Genomic DNA, 20449 nt, shown 5'->3' with positions numbered 1-20449 from the left:
AAAAAAGATTAAGCCGAAGTCTGCCTGCCGCGTACTGTGCTCGGGAATGCTGGCCCGCAAAATCAGAACAAGCCTACTTTTTCGCCGAGGAATTTTTACCTCTAACCTCGGCCAGCTCACCGATCCCAATACGGCACCGCCCCAAAACACTCCACAAAATAATCAATCACCGTGCGCACCTTCAGCGACAGCCGCCGGCTTCCTGGCCATAACGCCGCAATCTGCTGCGGCTCCAACGTCGTCGCCACGTCGTACTCGGTCAGTACCGCCTGCAAGGTGCCTGCGCGCAAGCCTTCGCCGATCAGCCAGGACGGAAACACCACCAGCCCCAGGCCTTGCTCGGCGGCGTGGGTGAGGGTGTCGGCGTGGTTGCCGGTGATCGGGCCTTTGACGCTGTAGGGCGTCCAGTCGCCTTGGTCGCGGCGGAAGAACCAGCGTTGCTGGCCGGTGATGCCTTTGTAGGCCAGGCACTGGTGGTTAACCAGCTCGTCGGGGTGGCGCGGTGTGCCATGCCGGGCCAGGTAGGCAGGGCTGGCGGCGAGGCGAAAACGTTGCGGCGCGAAGATGCGTGCCTGCATGCCGGAATCGTTGAGCACGCCGATCCGAAACAGCAGGTCGGTGCCGTCTTGCAGTGGGTCGACGTAGGTGTCGGTTTGCTGGATATCCAGTTGCAACTTGGGATAGCGGCGGCACAACTCGCCCAGCCACGGTGAAAGGTGACGCTGGCCGAACACCATCGGCGCATTGATACGCACCAGGCCGCTGGGTTCGCTTTCCTGTTCCTGCAGGGCTTGGCCGGCGGTTTCCAGTTGTTCCAGCATCAACCGCGCGTGGTGCCCGAGCAGGCGCCCGGCCTCGGTGGGGCTGACGGCACGGGTGTGGCGGTAGAGCAACTGTTGGCCGAGCGCTTGCTCCATCAACTGGATCTGCCGGGAAATAGAAGAGGGCGCCAGGCTCTCGCGGCGCGCCACTTCGGAAAAACTGCCGTGGTCCAGCACCGCAACAAACAGGCGCAATGCCTTGAAACTCAATTCATTCAAGCCCTGCATCATGGCCTCCAGGCTGTGCGTAATGCGCAAAGGTGTTATCCGCATGCTCCCATTTATCGCACAGGACGGCCACCGGATAATGCGCGCCATGTTCATTTCTTGAAACGCAGGTGATGTATGCAGGCTCGTTCAATCGAGGGTGTGGCCCAGGCCACGCCGAAGAAAAACCTTCTACGGCTGCTGTTATTGCCGCTGGTGATTTTGGCGGGCATGGGCCTGTCGGTGGAGGCCGGGCTGCTCGGGCCGCTGGGTGTGCAGGTGGGCCATCTATGGGCGACCTTGAGCATCTTCGGCGTGGGCACGGCAATCCTGTTTTTGCTGCTGCTGTTCAGCGGCCCGCAAAAAGGCCCGGCGCTGACCGACTTGCCGCGCTGGCAGTTGATCGGTGGCTTCCTGGGGCCGATGTACGTGGTGGTGCTGACGTTAGCCACGCCGCATATCGGCATTGCCATGACCATGATCGCGATCCTCTCGGGCCAGGTCGGCAAGAGTGTGTTGATCGACCATTTCGGCTGGTTCGGCACGGCGCGCAAGCGCGTCAATGGCGAGCGCTGGATCGCCTTGGTGTTGATTGTGGCGGCACTTGTTTCGATTGCACGAGGGTAAGGCGATGAATCTGATTGTGTTGTTAGTACTGGTGATTGCTGCGGGTGCGGTGCTGAGTGTGCAGGCCGCCATCAATGGTCGCCTGGGCCAGGCGGTGGGCGTATTGCGCAGCAGTTTGCTGACCTTTGCGGTCGGCGCAATCACCACCGCGCTGTTGATTTTCTTCTTCGAGCCGGCCCAGGCCGTCAGCCTGCTGGACGTGCCCAAATGGCAACTGACCGGCGCGTTGTTCGGTGTGGTGTACATGATGGTGATGGTCGGCGCGGTGCCCGTCGTCGGTACGGCGGTAGCGACGGTTGCGGTGATCGTCGGCCAGTTGGGCATGGGCATGCTGATCGACAACTTCGGCTGGCTCGGCAACCCGGCCATCGAACTGTCGGGCAGCCGCATCGTGGCGATGCTCTGCCTGGCGCTGGCCTTGGTGTTCATGTACCGCAGCAATACCCGTCAGGCCGATTAACGGGCTGAACCTTGGCGCGTTGCCGGGAGTCATCTCTTAAGGTGCCGCGTTCGCTGCACCGGGACGACCATGAAAAAGGAGTCTGACCATGCCAGATAAAACCTGTGACTGCCCACACTGCAAATGTGTACTGGGCGCCGACGCAGTAATGAAGGACGGTAAGGGCTATTGCTGTCAGGGCTGTGCCGAGCACCATGCCCATGGTGAGCCGTGTGTGGCGCCAACGGGCTGTGAGTGCGCCAAGTCGGCTCACGGTTAAGCGTGTCAGCGAGAGGCCGGTTTTACCGGCCTCTTTTTATTGGGGTTTGAGTTCGAACCTGACGCTGTGGTCCGCCATGCGCTGGCGGCCTTTTACGACCGCGCTGGTGCGCCGCCCCTCCAGCGCAAACACCACGGTTTGCGCCGCGTGCAGATCATCCGGCAGCGGCTGGAATACCCGCAATACGGTGCGCTCCGGCGTGCGCTGTACGCTTACCTGGCACTCGGCATGCTTGGCCATAGGCCCGAACAGTGTGTCCTGGGTGTAGTCAATGCGCGCCTTGCCATTGACCGGTGCTGAAAAGTCCATCGTGAGTGCTCCCTGCCTTCATGGTGTAAGCAAAAGATCCTTGTGGGCGGTAAAAATTCACTCGGATTGTCGCGCGGCGGTCATTACCATGGCGGTTCACCCTTGATGATGCAGAGCTCATGGCCCTGGCCGCGCCCCCCGACCTCAGTGATCACGCCGTGCCCGTGCAACCCCTGGCGCGCACCTACCCGCGTGGGTTGTACGTAGAGCCCCACAGCCATGACTGGGGCCAGTTGCTCTACGCCATGAGCGGCGTGATGTGGGTCGAGACGCCTCGCGAAGCCCTGGTTGTGCCGCCCCAGCGTGCGGTGTGGTTGCCGCCGGGCGTGGAACATGGGATTCGCGTGGTCTCGGACCTGCAGATGCGCAACATCTACTTGCGCCCGGCCCTGGCGGCGACGCTGGACAGCCAGGTGCAGGTGATTGAAGTGGGTGGGCTGTTGCGCGAGCTGATCGTCACGCTCGTCGATCAGGGCGATAACGGCGAGGCGGTTTACTACGAGGCTGTAGTCGGCCTGGCCCTGTTGGAATTGCAGCGGGCACGCCGCTCGCAGATCCGCATCGCCATGCCGGTCGACGCCGACCGCCGTTTGGTCAACGCTTGCCAGGCGGTGATGGCGGCGCCATCGCTGGAGATCCCGTTCGAGCAACACGCCGAGGCGGCCGGGGCCAGCGTGCGCACCCTGGCGCGGCTGTTCCAGAACCACCTGGGCATGGGCTTTGCCGAATGGCGCCGCCAGGTGCAACTGGCTACGGCTGTGGCGGAGCTGATCCAGGGCCAGTCGGTCAGCGGCATTGCGCGGTCGTTGGGCTATTCGCCGAGCAGCTTCAGCGACATGTTCCGCCGTGAACTCGGCGTGGCGCCGTCGCACTACGCGGGTTGAGGGTTTGGCCGAAATCCTGAAGCACTTGGCCGATGCTTCAGGCATGCGCTCACTACACTGAGCCCATCAACCTACAAGGCGCCGCCCCCATGAACTACTTGATTTCCCTCGCCATCGGCCTGTTTGTCGGCGTGATCTACGGTGCCCTGGACTTCCGCTCACCCGCGCCACCTGCCATTGCCCTGGTCGGCTTGATGGGCATGTTGCTCGGCGAGAAACTCTGGCCCATGGGGCGCGAGTGGGTCAGCGGTTGGTTGTCCTGATTCCCTGTTTCCCTTCAATGGATATTGGCCATGAACGCACTGCAATTTTCCGCCACCGGCGACCTCGCCGCCCTGAGTTTCGTTGACGTTGCCAAGCCGGTGCCGGCTGCCGGTGAAGTCCTGGTGCAGGTCAAAGCTGCCGGCCTGAACCCCAGCGACGTTAAGAACGTGCTCGGGCGTTTTCCCTACACCACGTTGCCACGGATTCCTGGTCGGGATTTCGCCGGGGTTTTGGTCGAGGGGCCGCAGGAACTGGTCGGTCAAGAAGTGTGGGGCACGGGCCGAGACCTGGGCTTTTTTGCTGACGGCTCCCACGCTCAATACCTCACCGTGTCGGCCAAGGGCGTTGCGCATAAGCCAACCCACTTGAGCTTCGCCCAGGCCGCCAGCCTTGGTGTGCCGTACACCACCGCGTGGGATGCCCTGGAGCGTAGCGGTGTCGTCAAAGGCACGCGGTTGTTGGTGATCGGTGCCAATGGCGCCGTGGGCAGCGCAGCCCTGGCATTGGCGAAAATCCGCGGTGCGCAGGTGCTGGCAGCGGTGCGCAAGGCCGATCAGGCTGAGGTGCTGCAGGCTCAAGGGTTTGACGCGATTACCCTGGGCAAACCGGAAGAATTGGGCGCGCAGGTTAATGCCGTGTTCAAGGGCGGCGCGGATGTGATCTTTGACACCACCGGTTTCTGGTTGCCGGCGGCGGTCGCCGGTCTGGCGCCGTTCGGCCGTATTGCAATCATCGCCGCCCCGGTGGATGGGCACGTGCAACTGCCGGCGTTGGCGTTGTATCGCAAAGGCGGTTCGGTGGTGGGGATCAACTCGTTGCTCTACAACTGCGAGCAGTGCGCGGTGATGCTGGAGCAGTTTGGGCGCTTCTTTGATGAGGGTTCGTTGCCGCTGCCGACCGGGTTGCGTGAAGTGGCGTTGGCGGATGGCGTGCAGTGCTATGAGGAAGTGAACACGGGCAGTGCGGACAAGATCATATTCCTGCCTTAAGTCACATTTGACCGAGTACACACATTTACCTGATGTACTGAGCTCAAAATGTGGGAGCGGGCTTGCTCGCGAAAGCGGTAGGTCAGTCACAGAAAGGTTGACTGGAACACCGCATTCGCGAGCAAGCCCGCTCCCACATTTTGATCTTCATCAGGCTTTGGGACCTGGTTTGGTTCGGACGTTTCCCACAAGGTTTCAGGTTGTCGGTCGGAAGGGCGCTGACTAACCTCACTGCCGTCGCTGCCAATTCAGCGACCGGATTTGACCGTCCGATTAATTGAAGTACTGCTACGGCAAAAACCTATTTCAGGAGTTTTTTTTACGCCTGAGGTATCGTGTTGCGGTGGCTGTACGCGGGATACCTTCGGGTATGCCGGATTTCCTTTGATTGCCGGTCGGTCAACCCGCGTACAGCTGCCTCCCTCTTCGCTTGACCGCGAATGTTGGCAGCTCCACTCAATCTTAGGACCTTCACCATGATCAAAGACAGCCCAAACCCCCCAGGCCAACCAGACTTCGATACCAGCACCCTGCACGAAGTGGCCTACCGCGCGATCAACCACTACCTCAACCCCGCAAAACCCATCCCCGAGCCCACCGACGGGCTCTTCACCGTGCGCGCCGACCTGGGCACGGAAACCTTGCTGGTCAATGCTTCCCAGGATTTGGCGTCCATCAGCGAGATTGCCAACCATATGGCGTTTGAAATCGAAGGCTCGCAACGTAATGTCGCGCTGGGCATTTGTCGGATGCTGGAAGGGGTGCAGTTGTTGGTGGATAAAGCGCTGAATGTGGCCCACCCGACGGCATAAGGATTGTTAACACGGTCGAAAAAATGTGGGAGCTGGCTTGCCTGCGATAGCGGTGGGTCAGCCAACAGTTTTTTACCTGACACACCGCCATCGCGGGCAAGCCCGCTCCCACAGTTTGATCTTCACTGGGTTTTGGGAGGCGCGCTCGATCAGACGTTTCCCACAAGGGTTTCAGGTTGTCGGTCGGAAGGGCGCTGACTAACCTCACTGCCGTCGCTGCCAATTCAGCGATCGGATTTGACCGTCCGACCTTGTTAACGAAACGCTACGCCCTGTACCTATCTCAGGCGTTTTTTTTATGCCTGAGGTATTGTGTCGCGGCAGTTGTGCGCGGGATACCTTTGGGTATGCCGGGTTCGTTGACAACCGGTCGGTCAACCCGCGTACAGCTGCCACCTTAACTCGCTTGACCGCGAGCGTTGGCAGCTTAACTTGTCGACGGAGTTCCACCATGATCAAAGACAGCCCAAACCCCCCAGGCCAACCAGACTTCGATACCAGCACCCTGCACGAAGTGGCCTACCGCGCGATCAACCACTACCTCAACCCCGCAAAACCCATCCCCGAACCCACCGACGGGCTCTTCACCGTTCGTGCCGACCTGGGCACGGAAACCTTACTGGTCAATGCTTCCCAGGATTTGGCGTCCATCAGCGAGATTGCTAACCATATGGCGTTTGAAATCGAGGGCTCGCAACGTAATGTCGCGCTGGGCATTTGTCGGATGCTGGAAGGGGTGCAGTTGTTGGTGGATAAGGCACTGAATGTGGCCCACCCGACGGCATAAGGATTGTTAACGCGGTCGAAAAAAATGTGGGAGCTGGCTTGCCTGCGATGGCGGCGCATCAGTCAACAAGTCTCTGACTGACAGATCGCTATCGCGGGCAAGCCCGCTCCCACAGTTTGATTTGTATCAGGCTTCGGGGACGCCTTTTTCCCAGGCGGACCAGTTTTTCAGGATCGCTTGAACCAGCGGATTGCCGGTGCGATACAGGTTCTCCAACGCTGGCACAAACCCGCCTTGGTCGGCATATTTCAGCAGGTTGTCCACCTCGCTGTAGCCAGGGTACGGCCGGTCGAAATCGGACCCGGCACGCACTACGGCCAGGCGCTGGATATCCACCAAGCCTTCGCGGCTGGCGCGCAGCAGGGCTTCGTAGGTGGAGTTGTCTTCCTGCTGTGTGGTGCAATACTCGCCTTTGTTGTCGGTGAGCAACTTGGTCCAGACCTCGGCGCGTTCGCTCAGGCGCGTGCCGGAGAACCAGGTGTTGCCCGCCAGGGTGTCACACTGGGTGACCTGCGGCGGCTGGTTGGCCGGGGCGGCCGGGTAGTGTTTACGCCAGGCAGTGGATTCCTTGCTTTCGCTCAGCTCAACCTTGTGCGACAGGGCAAATGCCTTGGCTTGCAGCTTGGGGTTGAGTTCAAACACTTCGGTCTTGTAGTCCAGCGGCGGTTTTTCGTTGGGGCCTTTGGTATTGATGCCGATGTAGCCGGTCGGCCAGTCTTTAGGTGCATCGCGCGAGTCGATTTCCCACTGGGTGCCGAATTCCACCAGGTAATGCGCCCACGCGGCGGTGCCGATGGTGCCGTGTTTTGGGCTGATACCGGCAATCCCGGCAATCAAAAAGTAGCTCTGGCGCAGGTCGAATTTGGGCGACAAGGCCAACGCCAGCGTGGACGCGGCGGCGTTGGTCTGGCCCATGCCGGTGACCAGCAGGCACACGTCCTGGGTGTTGCAACGAATCACCGGGTATTCGGCGGAAAGGCCCGGCACGCGTACTTCCTGCTTGAGTTCCAGGCGATCGATCCAGGTTTGCGCCTCAGGGGCGAACATGGTGATCAGCATCACTTTGGGCTTGATCGGTGCAGGCGTATCGGCAAGCACCACGTGGGGCAAAAACGCCAAGCCAATAGCCAGCGAGAGACGGGTAAACACTTTCATCTAATACTCCTTGATCAGAATTGGTAGCCGACACCGGCGTAGTAGCCCCAGCCATCCGAACGGGCGCGGAAGTTGCCTTCGCCAAAGTTCAGCTCGCTGCCGTCTTCCCAGTTGCCGCCGTTATGAAAGTAACGGCCGACCAGGGTGAAGCGCAGGTGGGTGAACGAGTACAGCAGCACGTTGGTGGCCACCACGGAATTGGCGGTGCGTGCCGGGTTGTCCTTGTGCAGGTCCGAGCCGAAATCGTAGTTGGTGAAGCCGATGTAGGTCAGCGACGCGCCGTTGTCGAACTTGCTGATGGGCACGATGTACTTCATTTGCGCGCGGTAGCCATCCCACTGGTATTCATTGCTCGCGCCATAGTTTTCCCACTGGTAGCGCCCATAGAAGTTGGCCGACAGGTTGACCCGCGAGTGCGTGTCGATGTCGGTGCCCAAGCCGCTGTACAGGGTGTTGGCACGGTTCGACTTGTTGCTGCCGTGGTCGTAAATCCAGTCAAACGCTACATACCATTCCTTGAACGGCCCGATGGCCAGGCTGCGCCCCGCCAGGTAGTCGATGGAGATGCGCGGCTCGTGCTCCATGAACACCGGCGAGCCATGGTCCCACGCGCCTTTGTCATTACTGTTACCGATGCCGAGAATCTTCGGCACGTCGATATAACCGTACAACTCGAACGGGCCTTTACGGCCGAAGTACTCGTATTCCAGGTACACGTCATCTTGCGGCTTGGGGCCGAAGCTGATGTCTTTGCTGCCGATCAGGGTCAGGTCCTGGTTAAACCATTCCGACAGGTACGCGCCTTTTTTTGTCGGGCTGGCTTCCGGGGCCAGGGTTTCGCCCTGTGCTGAGTCATCGGCGGGTTTTTCCTGCGCCAAAATGGGTGCGCTGAGTACTCCCGTAACGGCGGCCAGTAGCAAGGAAACACCAAAGGAAGCAGGATGCCTTGAGGTGAGGTGCATGGAAAATCCCTATTCGTACGCGGTTTGACCCGATTTCTCGGGCAACGGTGAACTTGCCTACCAAGTTCGTTCCGCAAACGTTTGCACAGGCTGTACCAACTTTGCTCAATGGCTTGAATAAAAGGGAAAAAAGCGAAATTAATCGACCTTTTGATCAAAAATGACTGGGTGTCATTTTCTCGATGCGGTTAAACAAATGCATCGCCGTTTCGCGCCGATACTCGCTCGGCGTCTGGTGCATCTCGATGCGAAAATGCCGGTTGAAGTTGGACAGGTTGGCGTAGCCCACTTCAAAGCAGATGTCCGCCACTGACATGTCGCTTTGCAGCAACAGCCGGCAGGCGCGCTGTACGCGGAACTTGCGCATCAGGTCGATAAAGCCGTGGCCGGTATTGCGCTTGAAGAAGCGCGAGAAGCCCGGTTCGCTCATCTCCAGCTGTTGGGCGATGACCGACAGGCGCACGTCGCCGGTCAGCTCGGTCATCAGGTAATCAAAGGCTTTGTTGATGCGCTCGGCACTGCGTGCATCCAGGGTGGGCGCGTAGCAGGGGCTGGCCAGCGCCTGCACGTGGGTTGCCGGGGCGCTTTTCAAGGTGTTGAGCAGTTGCAGGAACAGGATCAGCCGTTGCAGGCCGTGGGCGTTGCCGATGTCTTCCATCAAGCGCGCGGCGTGCACGGCGGTGGCGCCGCTGAATTGCAGGCCGCGCCGGGCGAGTTCGAACAGCGGCTGCAAGTCGCCGAGTTCCGGCAGGGTGTTGCGCAGGGCGAGGAGGGCGGCGCCGTCGAATTGCAGCACCACGTCGCGGCCGGTCAGGTATTCGCCGGGGGCCAGGTCGCCGATCCAGTCGTGGGGCAAGTCCGGGCCGATCAGCGCGACATGCCCGGCACTGAACGCGCCGATATAGTCGCCCGCCACCAGCTTGCCGCTGCCTTGGCGGATCAGGTGGATTTCGAATTCAGGGTGATGGTTCCAGCGCGCCAGGTCATACGGGTAGTCATGTTCGAACCAGCGAAAGCACTGGTCCGGCTCGGGCAGGATGACTTCAAGTTCGGCAGGGCGATGCTCGAACAGCTTGGCGCGGTTGATGGGCATGCTGATGCCTCTTTTACTTATGGAATCACTGCAAAATACGCCGGTTGGCAACGGGTGCGCTACCCCGGGTTTCGTCTGGCACTGATACTTTTTTGATCCGCACGCCCAGGTTAAAAAAGTATCAGCCGCGCATTCGCCACGCGTTTGTGAGGGCTGGGCCAAGCTGCTGTAATCAGCGCTCAACAACAAAAACAACAGGTGGAAACCGCCATGTTCAAGCTCCCGCAAGCGCTATTTCTGCTGTCCGGCCTGGCCTTGGCCATGCCCAGCTACGACGCCGATACCGTCACCATCGCCACCGTCAACAACAGCGACATGATCCGCATGCAGCGCCTGTCCAAGGTCTTTGAGCAGCAGCACCCGGACATCAAGCTCAACTGGGTGGTGCTCGAAGAAAACGTGCTGCGCCAGCGCCTCACCACCGATATCGCCACCCAGGGCGGCCAGTTCGACGTACTGACCATCGGCACCTACGAGACGCCGTTATGGGGCGCCAAGCACTGGCTTGAACCCCTGACTCAACTGCCCGCCGACTACGACGCCGAGGATATTTTCCCGGCAGTGCGCCAGGGCCTGTCGGTCAATAACACCCTGTACGCCTTGCCGTTCTACGGCGAAAGCACCGTGACCTACTACCGCACCGACCTGTTCAAACAGGCCGGCCTGAGCATGCCCGCGCACCCGACCTGGACCCAGCTCGGTGAGTTCGCCGCCAAGCTCACGGTAAAAGACAAAGACCAGTACGGCATGTGCCTGCGCGGCAAGGCCGGTTGGGGCGAGAACATCGCGCTGCTGAGCACCATGGCCAACGCCTTTGGCGCGCGCTGGTTCGACGAGCAGTGGAAGCCGGAACTGACCAGCCCCGAGTGGACCGCCGCCGCCAACTATTACGTCAACACCCTGAAAAACTACGGCCCGCCCGGCGTCTCCAGCAATGGCTTCAATGAAACCCTGGCGCTGTTCAACAGCGGCAAATGCGCGATCTGGGTCGACGCCAGCGTCGCCGGCTCCTTCACCACCGATAAAAGCCAAAGCAAGGTCGCCGACGACGTAGGCTTTGCAGCGGCACCGACCGAAGTCACCGACAAAGGCTCTTCCTGGCTGTACGCCTGGTCCCTGGCGATTCCGGCGACCTCCAAGCACAAAGACGCTGCCAAGGCGTTCATCACCTGGGCAACCTCCAAGGACTACATCCAACTGGTCGCCGATAAAGAAGGCATCACCAACGTACCGCCAGGCACCCGTCAGTCCACCTACAACGAGGCTTACTTGAAAGCCGCGCCGTTTGCCCAGGTAACGCTGGAGATGATGAAGCACGCCGACCCTGCGCACCCGTCGGCCAAGCCGGTGCCGTACGTGGGCATCCAGTACGTGACCATTCCGGAATTCCAGGCCATCGGCACCTCCGTCGGCAAGCTGTTCTCGGCGGCGCTCACCGGTGGCATGACGGTTGACCAGGCGTTGCTGGAAGCTCAGTCCACCACCGAGCGCGAGATGAAACGCGCCGGCTACCCCAAATAAACAGGACTTCTGCATGAAACGACTCGAAGGTAAGAGCGCGCTGATCACCGGATCGGCGCGCGGCATCGGCCGCGCCTTTGCCCAGGCCTATATCGCCGAGGGTGCAACCGTTGCCATCGCCGACATCAACCTGCAACGCGCCCAGGCCACGGCAGCTGAGCTGGGCCCGCAGGCGTATGCCGTCGCAATGGACGTCACCGACCAGGCCTCCATCGACGCCGCGATTGCCGCCGTGGTTAGCCATGCCGGCAAGCTCGACATCCTGATCAACAACGCCGCGCTGTTCGACCTGGCGCCGATTGTCGACATCACTCGCGACAGCTTTGACCGGCTGTTCTCGATCAACGTCGCCGGCACGCTGTTCACCCTGCAGGCCGCCGCCCGGCAGATGATCAGCCAGGGCCATGGCGGCAAGATCATCAATATGGCCAGCCAGGCTGGGCGGCGGGGCGAGCCGTTGGTGGCGATCTATTGCGCGACCAAGGCGGCGGTGATCAGCCTCACGCAATCGGCGGGGCTGAACCTGATCAAGCAAGGCATCAACGTCAACGCCATCGCGCCCGGCGTGGTGGACGGCGAGCACTGGGATGGCGTGGATGCGCTGTTTGCCAGGCATGAAGGGTTGGCGCCGGGCGAGAAGAAGAAGCGGGTAGGGGCGGAGGTGCCTTTTGGGCGGATGGGCACGGCGGAGGATTTGACGGGGATGGCTGTCTTCCTGGCTTCCAAAGACGCCGACTATGTGGTGGCCCAGACCTACAACGTCGATGGCGGCAACTGGATGAGCTAAGGCCGAGCATCGATTAAGAATGTGGGAGCTGGCTTGCCTGCGATGGCGGTCTGTCAGTGACAGCTTTAGGGTCTGACCCACCGCTATCGCAGGCAAGCCAGCTCCCACATTGGATCTTTGTTGTTCTTAAGTGCCAGGCTACTCGGCAAAACTGCGATCAAAAAAATACACTTCCCCCGGCTTCAGGTTCTCCACCGTCGCCTGGGGCCGGCCGCCGTCGCCTTGCTTCTTGCGCCCTGTCTCACGCAAATACCCCGCCTCAGTCAGCTTCAACAAACGCTGGCGAATACTGGTCTTCAATACCGGCCGTGCCAGCACCAGGGAAAAGATCGTGGTGGCTTCCGGCGCGCTGAATTCATCGCCCAAAAACATCAGCGGCACATTGCTGTACAGCGACTTGGACAACAGCCGCTCCTGCACCGCAGCGACAATCAGGTTGTGATCGAACGGCAACTTGATACCGCCATCGGCCACCGCCTTCAGCGCGAACCAGCCTTGATGCTCAGCCAGCGCCGGCGCTTGCGCCACAATCGCCAGGTAGTACGTGGACGACGACCAGCAGCGCGGGTCGCGAAACGCATCACCCACGGTGCCGACCTGCTCACTCCAGGCCAGCTCAAAACCGACCTTGTCACTGGCCCGCAAACGCTCCACCGCATCCTTGAGGCTCAGATCTTGCACGCCGCCGTTCACCACCACGCCCGGTAACGCCCAATGCCCGGCGAAGGGCTCGGCTTCGCGCTTGTTCAGCAGCAGCTTCAATTCCCCGGAGGCGCGGCAATAGAACAGCACGCACAGGTCGACGGTGTGGAGGTAGGCGCTAAGTGGCATGTGACATCCTTCTGAACAGCGGTGGCGCACAGTCTAACGGATCGAACAGATATGTCATGTACTGGCTCCAGCATAGATAACTAAATGTTTCTTGCAATGAAAGTACATGACGTGTACTTTTGTTTCCAGGCCACAGGAGAACCGCCATGACCCTCTCGAAAACTGCCATTGCTTCATTCGACGTCGACGCCCAGAAGAGCTTCACGCCCCTGTGCCCCAACGAGTTGCCGGTGGCGGGCGGTGATCAGATCGGTGCCGAACTCAACTACATGGCCAGCCTGGCCGGGCATCGCGTCGGCAGCAAAGACGCGCACACCCCGCATGCCCCGTGGGTGGTCACGCAGCACAGCGAGATGCTGCAACCCACTGGCCTTGCCCACGCCGATGTCACCTGGGTCAGCCACTGCGTGCCGGGCACGGAAGGTTTTACGCTGCTGGACGAACTGCCCACGCCGTATGACTACGACTACTTCATCTGGAAAGGCGTCGAACCCGACCTGCACCCCTACGGTGCCTGCTACCACGACCTGCACGACAAACTGTCGACTGGCGTCATCGAGTATTTGAAAGCCCAAGGCGTGCGCCGTGTGATCGTCGGAGGCCTGGCCCTGGACTACTGCGTCAAGACCACCGCGTTACAACTGCTCAAGGCCGGCCTGGAGGTGGTCCTGCACTTGCCGGCTTGCCGAGGTATCAGCGAAGAGGGCGGCGTACAGGCGGTGAACGAGTTGCTCAAGGCCGGTGCTGTCATCAGCAGCACCCGCGAAGAACTGGCCGCGATGGCCACGCGTTAAGGAGAAACACCATGGAAAGTGCCTACGACTACGAGTCCCCGGTGATTCAGGGCCTGCTCGACACCGACTACTACACCTTCACCATGATGCAGGCCGTGTTGCACCAGCACCCGAATGTCGACGTCGAATACAACTTCATCGTCCGCTCCAAGGAAAAACTCGGCCACTTGATCCCGCAGTTGCGCGACGAACTGGAAAAACTCGCCGGCCTGCACATGCGCGAAGGCGAGTTGCGCTTTCTGTTCAACCCACGCTTTCGCGAATACCTGACCCCGGATTACGAGCGCTTTCTCGGCCTGTTCCGCTTCAACCTGCGCTACATCCATGTCAGCGAAGTCGACGGCCAACTGAACATCCGCGTGGTCGGGCCGATGCTGCACTGCATCATGTTCGAGCAGCCGGTGCTGGCGCTGGTCAGCGAGTTGCGCAACCGCGACAAATACCCTGACGTGAGCCTCGAAGACGTTACCCGCAAGCTCTACCAGAAGTTCGACTGGCTGGAGAAAAACCTCAGCCGCGACGAGCTGGCCGACCTGCGCGTTTCCGACTTCTCCACGCGCCGGCGCCTGTCGTTCAAGGCCCAGCGTGAAGTGGTGGACATCATGCGCCGCGACTTCCCCGGCCAATTCATCGGCACCAGCAACGCCCACTTGGCCTACGAATTCGACCTGCCACTGATCGGCACCATGGCCCACCAATGGCTGATGGTGCACCAGCAACTCGGGCGCCTGCGCGAAAGCCAGAACGCGGCGTTGGAAAACTGGGTGCGCGAATACCGTGGCCGCCTCGGCATCGCCTTGACCGACTGCATCAGCACCGATTTTTTCCTCAAGGATTTCGACCTGTACTTCGCCAAGCTCTACGACGGCCTGCGCCAGGACTCCGGTGACCCTATCGCCTGGGCCGACAAAGTCCTGGCCCGCTACAAACAGCTGGGCATCGACCCGATGACCAAGGACCTGATGTTTTCCGACGGCCTGAACTTCGAAAAATGCCTGCCGATCCTGCGGCATATCCGTGGCAAGGCCAGGTTCGGCTTTGGCATGGGCACCAGCCTGGCTTGCGATGTCGAGGGTGTGGAGCCGCTGAGTATCGTCATGAAGCTGGTGCGCGTGCATGGCGAGCCGGTGGTGAAGTTTTCCGATGACCCGATCAAGAACGTCTGCGAAGACGCCTCGTTTTTGCAGTACGCGGCGAAGGTGTTTTCTGTGGCAGGGGGCTTGCTCCCGAAAGCGGTGGGTCAGCATTGAATGGGTTGACTGACACGCCATCTTCGCGGGCAAGCCCGCTCCCACAGGTCAATGCAGACCACAAAGAGGTGTGACATGCAGGAACGTATCGCGCAGGAACTCAATATCAACCGTAAGCTGGTCAAGGGCGGCGAGCCGCAGGAGATTCAACGGCGCATCGACTTCATCAAGACCACCTTGCGCAACGCCGGTTGCAAGGCCCTGGTGCTGGGTATCAGCGGCGGTGTCGATTCCCTGACGGCTGGCCGCTTGTGCCAGTTGGCCGTGGAGCAGTTGCGTGGCCAAGGCTACCCTGCGCGTTTTATCGCCATGCGCCTGCCGTACAAGACTCAGGCCGATGAAAGCGACGCCCAGGCCTCGCTGGATTTTATCGCCCCGGACCATATCGACACCCTGAACATCGCCGCCAGCGTCGACGGCCTGATGGCCAGCCTCACCGCCACCGAAGCCAGCGCCGCGCATGTCGATTTCATCAAGGGTAACGTCAAGGCGCGCACGCGGATGATCGCGCAGTACGCCGTGGCCAACCTGCACAACGGTTTGGTGGTCGGCACCGACCATGGCGCTGAAGCGTTGATGGGTTTTTTCACCAAGTTCGGCGACGGCGCCTGCGACCTGGCACCGCTGTCGGGCCTGACCAAGACCCAAGTGCGCCTGTTGGCTGCATCGCTGGGCGCACCGGCCAACCTGGTACACAAACCGCCGACCGCCGACCTGGAAGACTTGGCCCCGGGCAAGTTGGACGAGCACGCCTACACCTGCACCTACGCCGAGATCGATGCCTACTTGATGGGCGAAGCAGTGAGCGAGCGCGTGAAGGGGATCGTCGAAGGGGCTTACAACACAACCGCGCACAAGCGCGCATTGCCCGTTACCCCAAGCTGATCAGTGGCCCGGGCTGTGCTCGGCCAACTCGGCTTCCAGGGCTTCAAGAAACACCTTCACGCGCCGGGGCACAAAGCGCCGGGTCGGGGTGATAGCCCACACGGCCAACTGCTCCATGGAAACGTCCTGCAACTGCACTTGGATCAGGGAGCCCTCCTGCAATTGTGTGTACACATCCAGATAGGTCAGCATCGCCAGCCCCAAACCCCGTAGCGCTGCAGTTCTGACCGCATCGACGCTGGTGGTCTGCAATCGCCCGGCCACGCGCTTGCGGTACAGCGTGCCGTCTTTTACCAGTGGCCAGCGCGGGATAGCCTCCAACAGCAGGCAGTCATGGCTGTCCAGATCGTCGGCGACGCGTGGGGTGCCGCGGCGTTTCAAATAGTCGGGCGCCGCGCAGATCACGCGCGGGTTGGCCGCGACCTTGCGAGCGACCAGTTCCGAATCGACCAAGGGCGCAATGCGCAGCGCCAGGTCGAACCCCTGGGCCACGATATCCACCACACGGTCGCTCACATTCAGGTCAACCCGCAGCTCAGGGTGTTGCGCCAATAGGCGCGGTAATACGGCCAGTACGATGGTTTGCCCGAATACGCTGGGCGTACTCATGCGCAACATGCCGGTGACTTTGCCCGAGGTTTGACTGAACTCGCCAATCGCACTTTCTTCGGCTTCACTCAGGGTTTGGGCATAGGGCAGCAGGGCTTCGCCTTCTGCCGTCAACGACACCGAACGCGTGGTGCGGTGAAACAGGCGCACGCCAAGCTCCTCTTCCAATGCGGCCAGCCGTCGCGAGACCTGCATCGGCGCGATATCCAGCTGCCGAGCTGCGGCGGAGAAGCCGCCGGTTGCGTGCACGGCGAGGAAAATTCGCACATCGGAAATCAGCATCGTTATATCTGTATTGGTTATAGCGCCTTCACGGCCCGTGTGATTAATCAGTGTCGTGGCCTGCGTAAGCTGGAGTTTATTCAAGTCTTAGCTAAAACAGCCCAAGGTGAACATTCTATGACTGGCTCCGATCAAACTATATTATCAAAATGCGTTATTAAGAATGTGCAGTTGAATAACCGCCTGGCAGTCGCACCGATGACCCGCGTAAGCGCCAGCGAAGACGGAGTGCCCACCGACGCCATGCAGCAGTACTACCTGCGGTTTGCAAAGGGCGGCTTTGGCCTGGTCATCTCTGAAGGCATCTACACTGACCAGGCGTTTTCCCAGGGTTACCGGTATCAGCCAGGTCTGATCGATGAGCAGCAGGCACTGGCGTGGGCCGGTATTACGCGCGCGCTGCAGCAGCAGGGCACAAAAATGTTTGCACAGTTGATGCACGCGGGTGCGCTCAGCCAAGGTAACCGGTTCCGTGACCATACCGTCGCGCCTTCGGCGGTGGTGCCGGTCGGTGAGCAAATGGCTTTTTACTTCGGCGAAGGCGCTTACCCGCAACCCCGGCCGCTCAGCGCAGCGCAGATTGACGAAGTGATTCAGGGTTTCGTCCAGTCGGCCTCCCGTGCGGTGCACATCAGTGGGTTTGACGGCATCGAGATCCACGGTGCGAATGGGTATTTGCTTGATCAGTTCCTGAACGCCCACACCAACCTGCGCACTGACAGCTGGGGCGGCAGCCTTGAGCGTCGCCTGGCCCTGCTGGTGGCAATCGTCAAAGCCGTCAAGGCTGAGGTCGGTGGTTCGGTGCCTGTGGGCATCCGTATTTCGCAAGGCAAAGTGAACGACTTCTTTTACAAGTGGCCGGGTGGGGGAAAAGACGCTCAGGTCATATTCAGTTCACTGGCTGAGGCTGGCGCGGACTTTATCCACGTGACCGAACACGAAGCGTGGCAGCCGGCCTTCGCGGATGGGCGAGATTCCCTGGTGGCACTTGCACGGCGTTACGCGCCTGGCGTGCGCCTGATTGCCAATGGCAGTTTGCACAGCGTGGAGCGGGCCAATGGCGCGTTGCAAGACGGCGCTGACCTGGTGGCGGTGGGGAAGGGTGCCCTGAGCAACCCGGACTTGCCACAGGTGTTCGAATCGGAGGACGAACCGAGGCCGTTCGACGCGGCGATCCTGGGACCGATTGCCAATATCAAGGGCAGCGAGCTGGCTTTTGGAGAGGCGCTTTGAACGCCTTCCTCAAACGTGCGTGCATGGCGATCGCGGTTGCCGCAGCACCGCTGGTGTCTGCCGCGCACACTACGGATGAGCACTTGCCGAGTGTGCAGTACGTGGAGGGTCAGTTGCCGCTGACATGGTCCAGCGGTGCCGCGAACTGCACGGCTGCCAATGAGGATTTCCAGGTCCACGCCTTCAACGCCAACCTCTATATCTTGCGCGAGTCAGGCTGCGTGAATGCGGAAAAACCGTTCCTGTACCTGTTGTTCGGTGAGGACCGCGCGATCTTGTTTGACACCGGCGCGGGCAGTGACACAGACCCGTCCACCGGCCGGGTCCCGGATGTGGTCGGTGCCGTCGACAAGGTCATCAGCCAATGGCTGGCGAAGCACAACCGGCGCTCGCTGCCGCTGGTGGTCACCCACCTGCATTCGCACGCGGACCACACCTGGGGCGATGCCCTGTTCGTCAAACGGCCCAACACTACCTTGGTTAAACCGGGTGATGTTGAGGCGCTGAAAACCTTCTTCGGCATCGCCAACTGGCCGCAGCAAGTGGGCACTTACGACCTGGGTGGTCGCGTACTCGACATCATCCCAATCCCTGGGCATGACACCACCAGCATCGCCGTGTATGACCGCCAGACCGCCGTGCTGCTGACGGGCGACTCGGTTTACCCGGGCCGCATTTACGTCAATGACGCCGACCCGCAAGTGACGCAGGACAGCCTGCAACGGTTGGTCGACTTCACACGTACCCGGTTGGTGGCCCACGTATTGGGCTCGCACATCGAGCAGCGCGCGCCCTATGTCGACAACCTCAAAGGCCAGCACTATGCGCCCCAGGAAGTGGGCCTGGCGCTTGGCCGCGCGCATCTGCTGGAGATGCTCGAAGCCGCCAAGCTGCGGACCGGGCAGGGTGACCAAAGCCGGATAACCCAGAAATCCTATCGCGACTTCACGTTCTGCGGGGTGTACCCCACGTGCGCGCCGGTCAATGTGCCCGCGCAGAACGCGGGCAAATAACCAGACTTTGCGCGTTGCCAGGTCTGACTGACCTGGTCCCAAGTGATCGTCCCCACGCTCCGCGTGGGAATGCATCCCGTGACGCTCCGCGTCACTCGTGTGATGGGACGCAGAGCGTCCCAGACGGCGTTCCCACGCAGAGCGTGGGAACAATCATCAGGCCTGACTGACTTGCTCCCAAGTGATCGTCCCCACGCTCCGCGTGGGAATGCATCCCGTGACGCTCTGCGTCACTCGTGTGATGGGACGCGGAGCGTCCCAGGCGGCGTTCCCACGCAGAGCGTGGGAACGATCATCAGGCCTGACTGACTTGGTCCCACGTGATCGTCCCCACGCTCCGCGTGGGAATGCATCCCGTGACGCTCTGCGTCACTCGTGTGATGGGACGCGGAGCGTCCCAGGCGGCGTTCCCACGCTCTGCGTGGGAACGATCATCGGGCCTGACTGACTTGCTCCCAAGTGATCGTCCCCACGCTCCGCGTGGGAATGCATCCCGTGACGCTCTGCGTCACTCGTGTGATGGGACGCAGAGCGTCCCAGGCGGCGTTCCCACGCAGAGCGTGGGAACGATCATCAGCGCTCGATCGAGCGGCTCCAGCGCGCATTCCACTCCGGCCGTGCCTGATTCACCTGATCCCAATCAATCGAAATCGCCGTCTGCAGGTAACCCTGCATGGCCTCCACCCGCGCGCGGGTTTTATCGGTGGTCGGCGTGGTCGGGTTGGACGGAATCTGGTCGCCTTCTTCCAATGCCGGCGCCTGGGCTTCGGCGGTCAGCAAGAAGGCTGCGAGTTTCTGCGCCAGTTCCGGCTGGTCGTTACGCGCAATCACGCACTCGGCCACGTTCAGCACCACCGCGCCTTCCTTCGGTTGCGCATATTCCATCGGGATGCCCAGCAGTTTCTGCGTGGTCACCTGGGTCGGGGTCAGCGGGAAGATCGCGGCTTCGTCGGTTTGCACCATCTCGGAGATCTTCGCCGAGCTGGCGATGTATTCGAGCACGTTGGGGCCGATGGTTTTTGGCCAGGCCTTGAAGCCCGGCTCCACGTTTGTTTCGGAGCCGCCCTGGATGCGGTTGAACATCAAGAAGCCGTGCAGGCCGAAGGTCGAGGAGGCCAGGGACTGGAACACCACCTTGTCTTTGAAGCGTGGGTCGGCCAGGTCCATCCACGAGGTGGGCGCCGCCCAGCCTTTCTCCTTGAACATCTTGGCGTTGTAGCCCAGGCCGGTGACGCCGAGGGTCACGGCCACGGCTTCGTCCTTGATTTTGGCCTTGGTCGGGATCTGCTCCAGGGTCGGGTTCGGCGTGAGCTTGTCGCACAGGCCCATGGAGATGGCGCGGTACATGATGCCGTCGTCGAGGAACATCACGTGCATTTGCGGGTTGTCTTTGTTGGCCTGGACCTTGGCGAGGATGTCCGACGAGGTGCCGGGCACGATCACCACCTTGACGTTATTGGCCTTCTCGAACGCGGGCAGTACCTTGTCGGCGTACACCCGCTCCATGGTGCCGCCGTTCATGCCCAGGTACAGCGTGGGCGCGGCATGCGCGGTGGTTGCGAGCAACGCGAGGGTCAAGCAGGACAGCGCGATACGTGTGTGCATGGGTGTTTTT

23 protein-coding genes are annotated in these 20449 nt (G+C 60.9%); 15 read left to right on the top strand and 8 right to left on the bottom strand.

Annotated features, from left to right (window positions below):
• Positions 1 to 116: 116 nt before the first annotated feature.
• Positions 117 to 1049 (bottom strand): LysR family transcriptional regulator, encoded by a 933-nt coding sequence (locus tag PspR76_RS17975; RefSeq protein ID WP_159961509.1) that lies wholly within the window; start codon positions 1047 to 1049, stop codon positions 117 to 119.
• A gap of 117 nt (positions 1050 to 1166) precedes the next feature.
• Here PspR76_RS17975 and PspR76_RS17970 point away from each other — a divergent pair, with 117 nt between their 5' ends.
• The 3 genes from PspR76_RS17970 (at position 1167) to PspR76_RS17960 (ending at position 2374) form a co-directional block, all read left to right on the top strand.
• The gene (locus PspR76_RS17970) at positions 1167 to 1655 is read left to right on the top strand and encodes a DMT family transporter (protein WP_159957400.1); all 489 of its coding nucleotides are present in this window, start codon (positions 1167 to 1169) and stop codon (positions 1653 to 1655) included.
• A gap of 4 nt (positions 1656 to 1659) precedes the next feature.
• Complete coding sequence (locus PspR76_RS17965; protein ID WP_159957398.1) at positions 1660 to 2115, top strand: DMT family transporter; 456 nt, start codon at positions 1660 to 1662, stop codon at positions 2113 to 2115.
• A gap of 88 nt (positions 2116 to 2203) precedes the next feature.
• Positions 2204 to 2374 carry a metallothionein gene (locus tag PspR76_RS17960; protein ID WP_159957396.1) on the top strand — a complete coding sequence of 57 codons (171 nt, stop codon included), beginning with the start codon at positions 2204 to 2206 and terminating at the stop codon, positions 2372 to 2374.
• A 36-nt stretch (positions 2375 to 2410) separates the two neighbouring features.
• Here PspR76_RS17960 and PspR76_RS17955 read toward each other — a convergent pair whose 3' ends face one another.
• Entirely contained in the window at positions 2411 to 2683 is a 273-nt protein-coding gene (locus PspR76_RS17955; RefSeq protein WP_159957394.1) for a hypothetical protein, read from the bottom strand.
• Between the two features lie 119 nt (positions 2684 to 2802).
• Here PspR76_RS17955 and PspR76_RS17950 point away from each other — a divergent pair, with 119 nt between their 5' ends.
• The 5 genes from PspR76_RS17950 (at position 2803) to PspR76_RS17930 (ending at position 6419) form a co-directional block, all read left to right on the top strand.
• Positions 2803 to 3567, top strand: a complete 765-nt coding sequence (locus PspR76_RS17950; protein ID WP_159957392.1) for an AraC family transcriptional regulator — start codon at positions 2803 to 2805, stop codon at positions 3565 to 3567.
• An 89-nt stretch (positions 3568 to 3656) separates the two neighbouring features.
• Entirely contained in the window at positions 3657 to 3830 is a 174-nt protein-coding gene (locus PspR76_RS17945) for a DUF1427 family protein (protein ID WP_145166095.1), read from the top strand.
• A gap of 30 nt (positions 3831 to 3860) precedes the next feature.
• Positions 3861 to 4820, top strand: a complete 960-nt coding sequence (locus tag PspR76_RS17940) for a quinone oxidoreductase family protein (protein WP_159957390.1) — start codon at positions 3861 to 3863, stop codon at positions 4818 to 4820.
• A gap of 476 nt (positions 4821 to 5296) precedes the next feature.
• Positions 5297 to 5632, top strand: coding sequence for a DUF6124 family protein (locus tag PspR76_RS17935; RefSeq protein ID WP_159957388.1), 336 nt, complete (start codon positions 5297 to 5299; stop codon positions 5630 to 5632).
• 451 nt (positions 5633 to 6083) lie between these two features.
• Positions 6084 to 6419 (top strand): DUF6124 family protein, encoded by a 336-nt coding sequence (locus tag PspR76_RS17930; protein ID WP_159957388.1) that lies wholly within the window; start codon positions 6084 to 6086, stop codon positions 6417 to 6419.
• A 126-nt stretch (positions 6420 to 6545) separates the two neighbouring features.
• Here the strand turns inward: PspR76_RS17930 and PspR76_RS17925 are convergent, their stop codons facing one another.
• From PspR76_RS17925 to PspR76_RS17915, 3 genes are all read right to left on the bottom strand, one after another.
• Complete coding sequence (locus PspR76_RS17925; protein WP_159957386.1) at positions 6546 to 7574, bottom strand: purine-nucleoside phosphorylase; 1029 nt, start codon at positions 7572 to 7574, stop codon at positions 6546 to 6548.
• Positions 7575 to 7588: 14 nt separating this feature from the next.
• Positions 7589 to 8536, bottom strand: coding sequence for a nucleoside-specific channel-forming protein Tsx (locus tag PspR76_RS17920; protein WP_159957384.1), 948 nt, complete (start codon positions 8534 to 8536; stop codon positions 7589 to 7591).
• Between the two features lie 154 nt (positions 8537 to 8690).
• Positions 8691 to 9629 carry an AraC family transcriptional regulator gene (locus tag PspR76_RS17915; protein ID WP_159957382.1) on the bottom strand — a complete coding sequence of 313 codons (939 nt, stop codon included), beginning with the start codon at positions 9627 to 9629 and terminating at the stop codon, positions 8691 to 8693.
• Between the two features lie 261 nt (positions 9630 to 9890).
• On the opposite strand from PspR76_RS17915, the gene PspR76_RS17910 reads away from it, so the two are divergent.
• Together PspR76_RS17910 and PspR76_RS17905 are read left to right on the top strand one after the other, a co-directional pair.
• Positions 9891 to 11150: an ABC transporter substrate-binding protein gene (locus PspR76_RS17910; protein WP_442966827.1), complete on the top strand. Its 1260-nt coding sequence runs from the start codon at positions 9891 to 9893 to the stop codon at positions 11148 to 11150.
• A 13-nt stretch (positions 11151 to 11163) separates the two neighbouring features.
• Positions 11164 to 11937: an L-iditol 2-dehydrogenase gene (locus PspR76_RS17905; protein ID WP_159957378.1), complete on the top strand. Its 774-nt coding sequence runs from the start codon at positions 11164 to 11166 to the stop codon at positions 11935 to 11937.
• Positions 11938 to 12075: 138 nt separating this feature from the next.
• Here the strand turns inward: PspR76_RS17905 and PspR76_RS17900 are convergent, their stop codons facing one another.
• The gene (locus PspR76_RS17900) at positions 12076 to 12768 is read right to left on the bottom strand and encodes an NUDIX hydrolase (RefSeq protein ID WP_159957376.1); all 693 of its coding nucleotides are present in this window, start codon (positions 12766 to 12768) and stop codon (positions 12076 to 12078) included.
• A 146-nt stretch (positions 12769 to 12914) separates the two neighbouring features.
• Between PspR76_RS17900 and PspR76_RS17895 the strand changes: the two genes are divergently transcribed.
• The 3 genes from PspR76_RS17895 to nadE all read left to right on the top strand — a co-directional run bounded on the left by PspR76_RS17895 (position 12915) and on the right by nadE (position 15697).
• Positions 12915 to 13562, top strand: coding sequence for a nicotinamidase (locus tag PspR76_RS17895; protein WP_159957374.1), 648 nt, complete (start codon positions 12915 to 12917; stop codon positions 13560 to 13562).
• An 11-nt stretch (positions 13563 to 13573) separates the two neighbouring features.
• On the top strand, positions 13574 to 14812 hold the full coding sequence (pncB, locus tag PspR76_RS17890; protein ID WP_159957372.1) for a nicotinate phosphoribosyltransferase: 1239 nt from the start codon (positions 13574 to 13576) through the stop codon (positions 14810 to 14812).
• Between the two features lie 75 nt (positions 14813 to 14887).
• Positions 14888 to 15697, top strand: a complete 810-nt coding sequence (nadE, locus tag PspR76_RS17885; protein WP_159957370.1) for an ammonia-dependent NAD(+) synthetase — start codon at positions 14888 to 14890, stop codon at positions 15695 to 15697.
• Here the strand turns inward: nadE and PspR76_RS17880 are convergent, their stop codons facing one another.
• The gene (locus PspR76_RS17880) at positions 15698 to 16588 is read right to left on the bottom strand and encodes a LysR family transcriptional regulator (RefSeq protein WP_159957368.1); all 891 of its coding nucleotides are present in this window, start codon (positions 16586 to 16588) and stop codon (positions 15698 to 15700) included.
• Between the two features lie 117 nt (positions 16589 to 16705).
• Between PspR76_RS17880 and PspR76_RS17875 the strand changes: the two genes are divergently transcribed.
• Both PspR76_RS17875 and PspR76_RS17870 read left to right on the top strand, forming a co-directional pair.
• A complete protein-coding gene (locus tag PspR76_RS17875) occupies positions 16706 to 17821 on the top strand; it encodes an NADH:flavin oxidoreductase (protein ID WP_159957366.1) in 1116 nt (371 codons plus the stop codon).
• Positions 17818 to 18834, top strand: coding sequence for an MBL fold metallo-hydrolase (locus PspR76_RS17870; RefSeq protein ID WP_159957364.1), 1017 nt, complete (start codon positions 17818 to 17820; stop codon positions 18832 to 18834). Before PspR76_RS17875 ends, PspR76_RS17870 begins: the two co-directional genes overlap by 4 nt.
• Before the next feature lie 573 nt (positions 18835 to 19407).
• Here PspR76_RS17870 and PspR76_RS17865 read toward each other — a convergent pair.
• A complete protein-coding gene (locus PspR76_RS17865) occupies positions 19408 to 20439 on the bottom strand; it encodes an ABC transporter substrate-binding protein (protein WP_159957362.1) in 1032 nt (343 codons plus the stop codon).
• Positions 20440 to 20449 lie beyond the last annotated feature (10 nt).

Origin of the sequence: Pseudomonas sp. R76, assembly GCF_009834565.1 — a bacterium.
Taxonomy (GTDB): domain Bacteria; phylum Pseudomonadota; class Gammaproteobacteria; order Pseudomonadales; family Pseudomonadaceae; genus Aquipseudomonas.
Note: the sequence above shows the minus strand (reverse complement) of the source record. Positions and strands in the feature narration are given on the sequence as shown.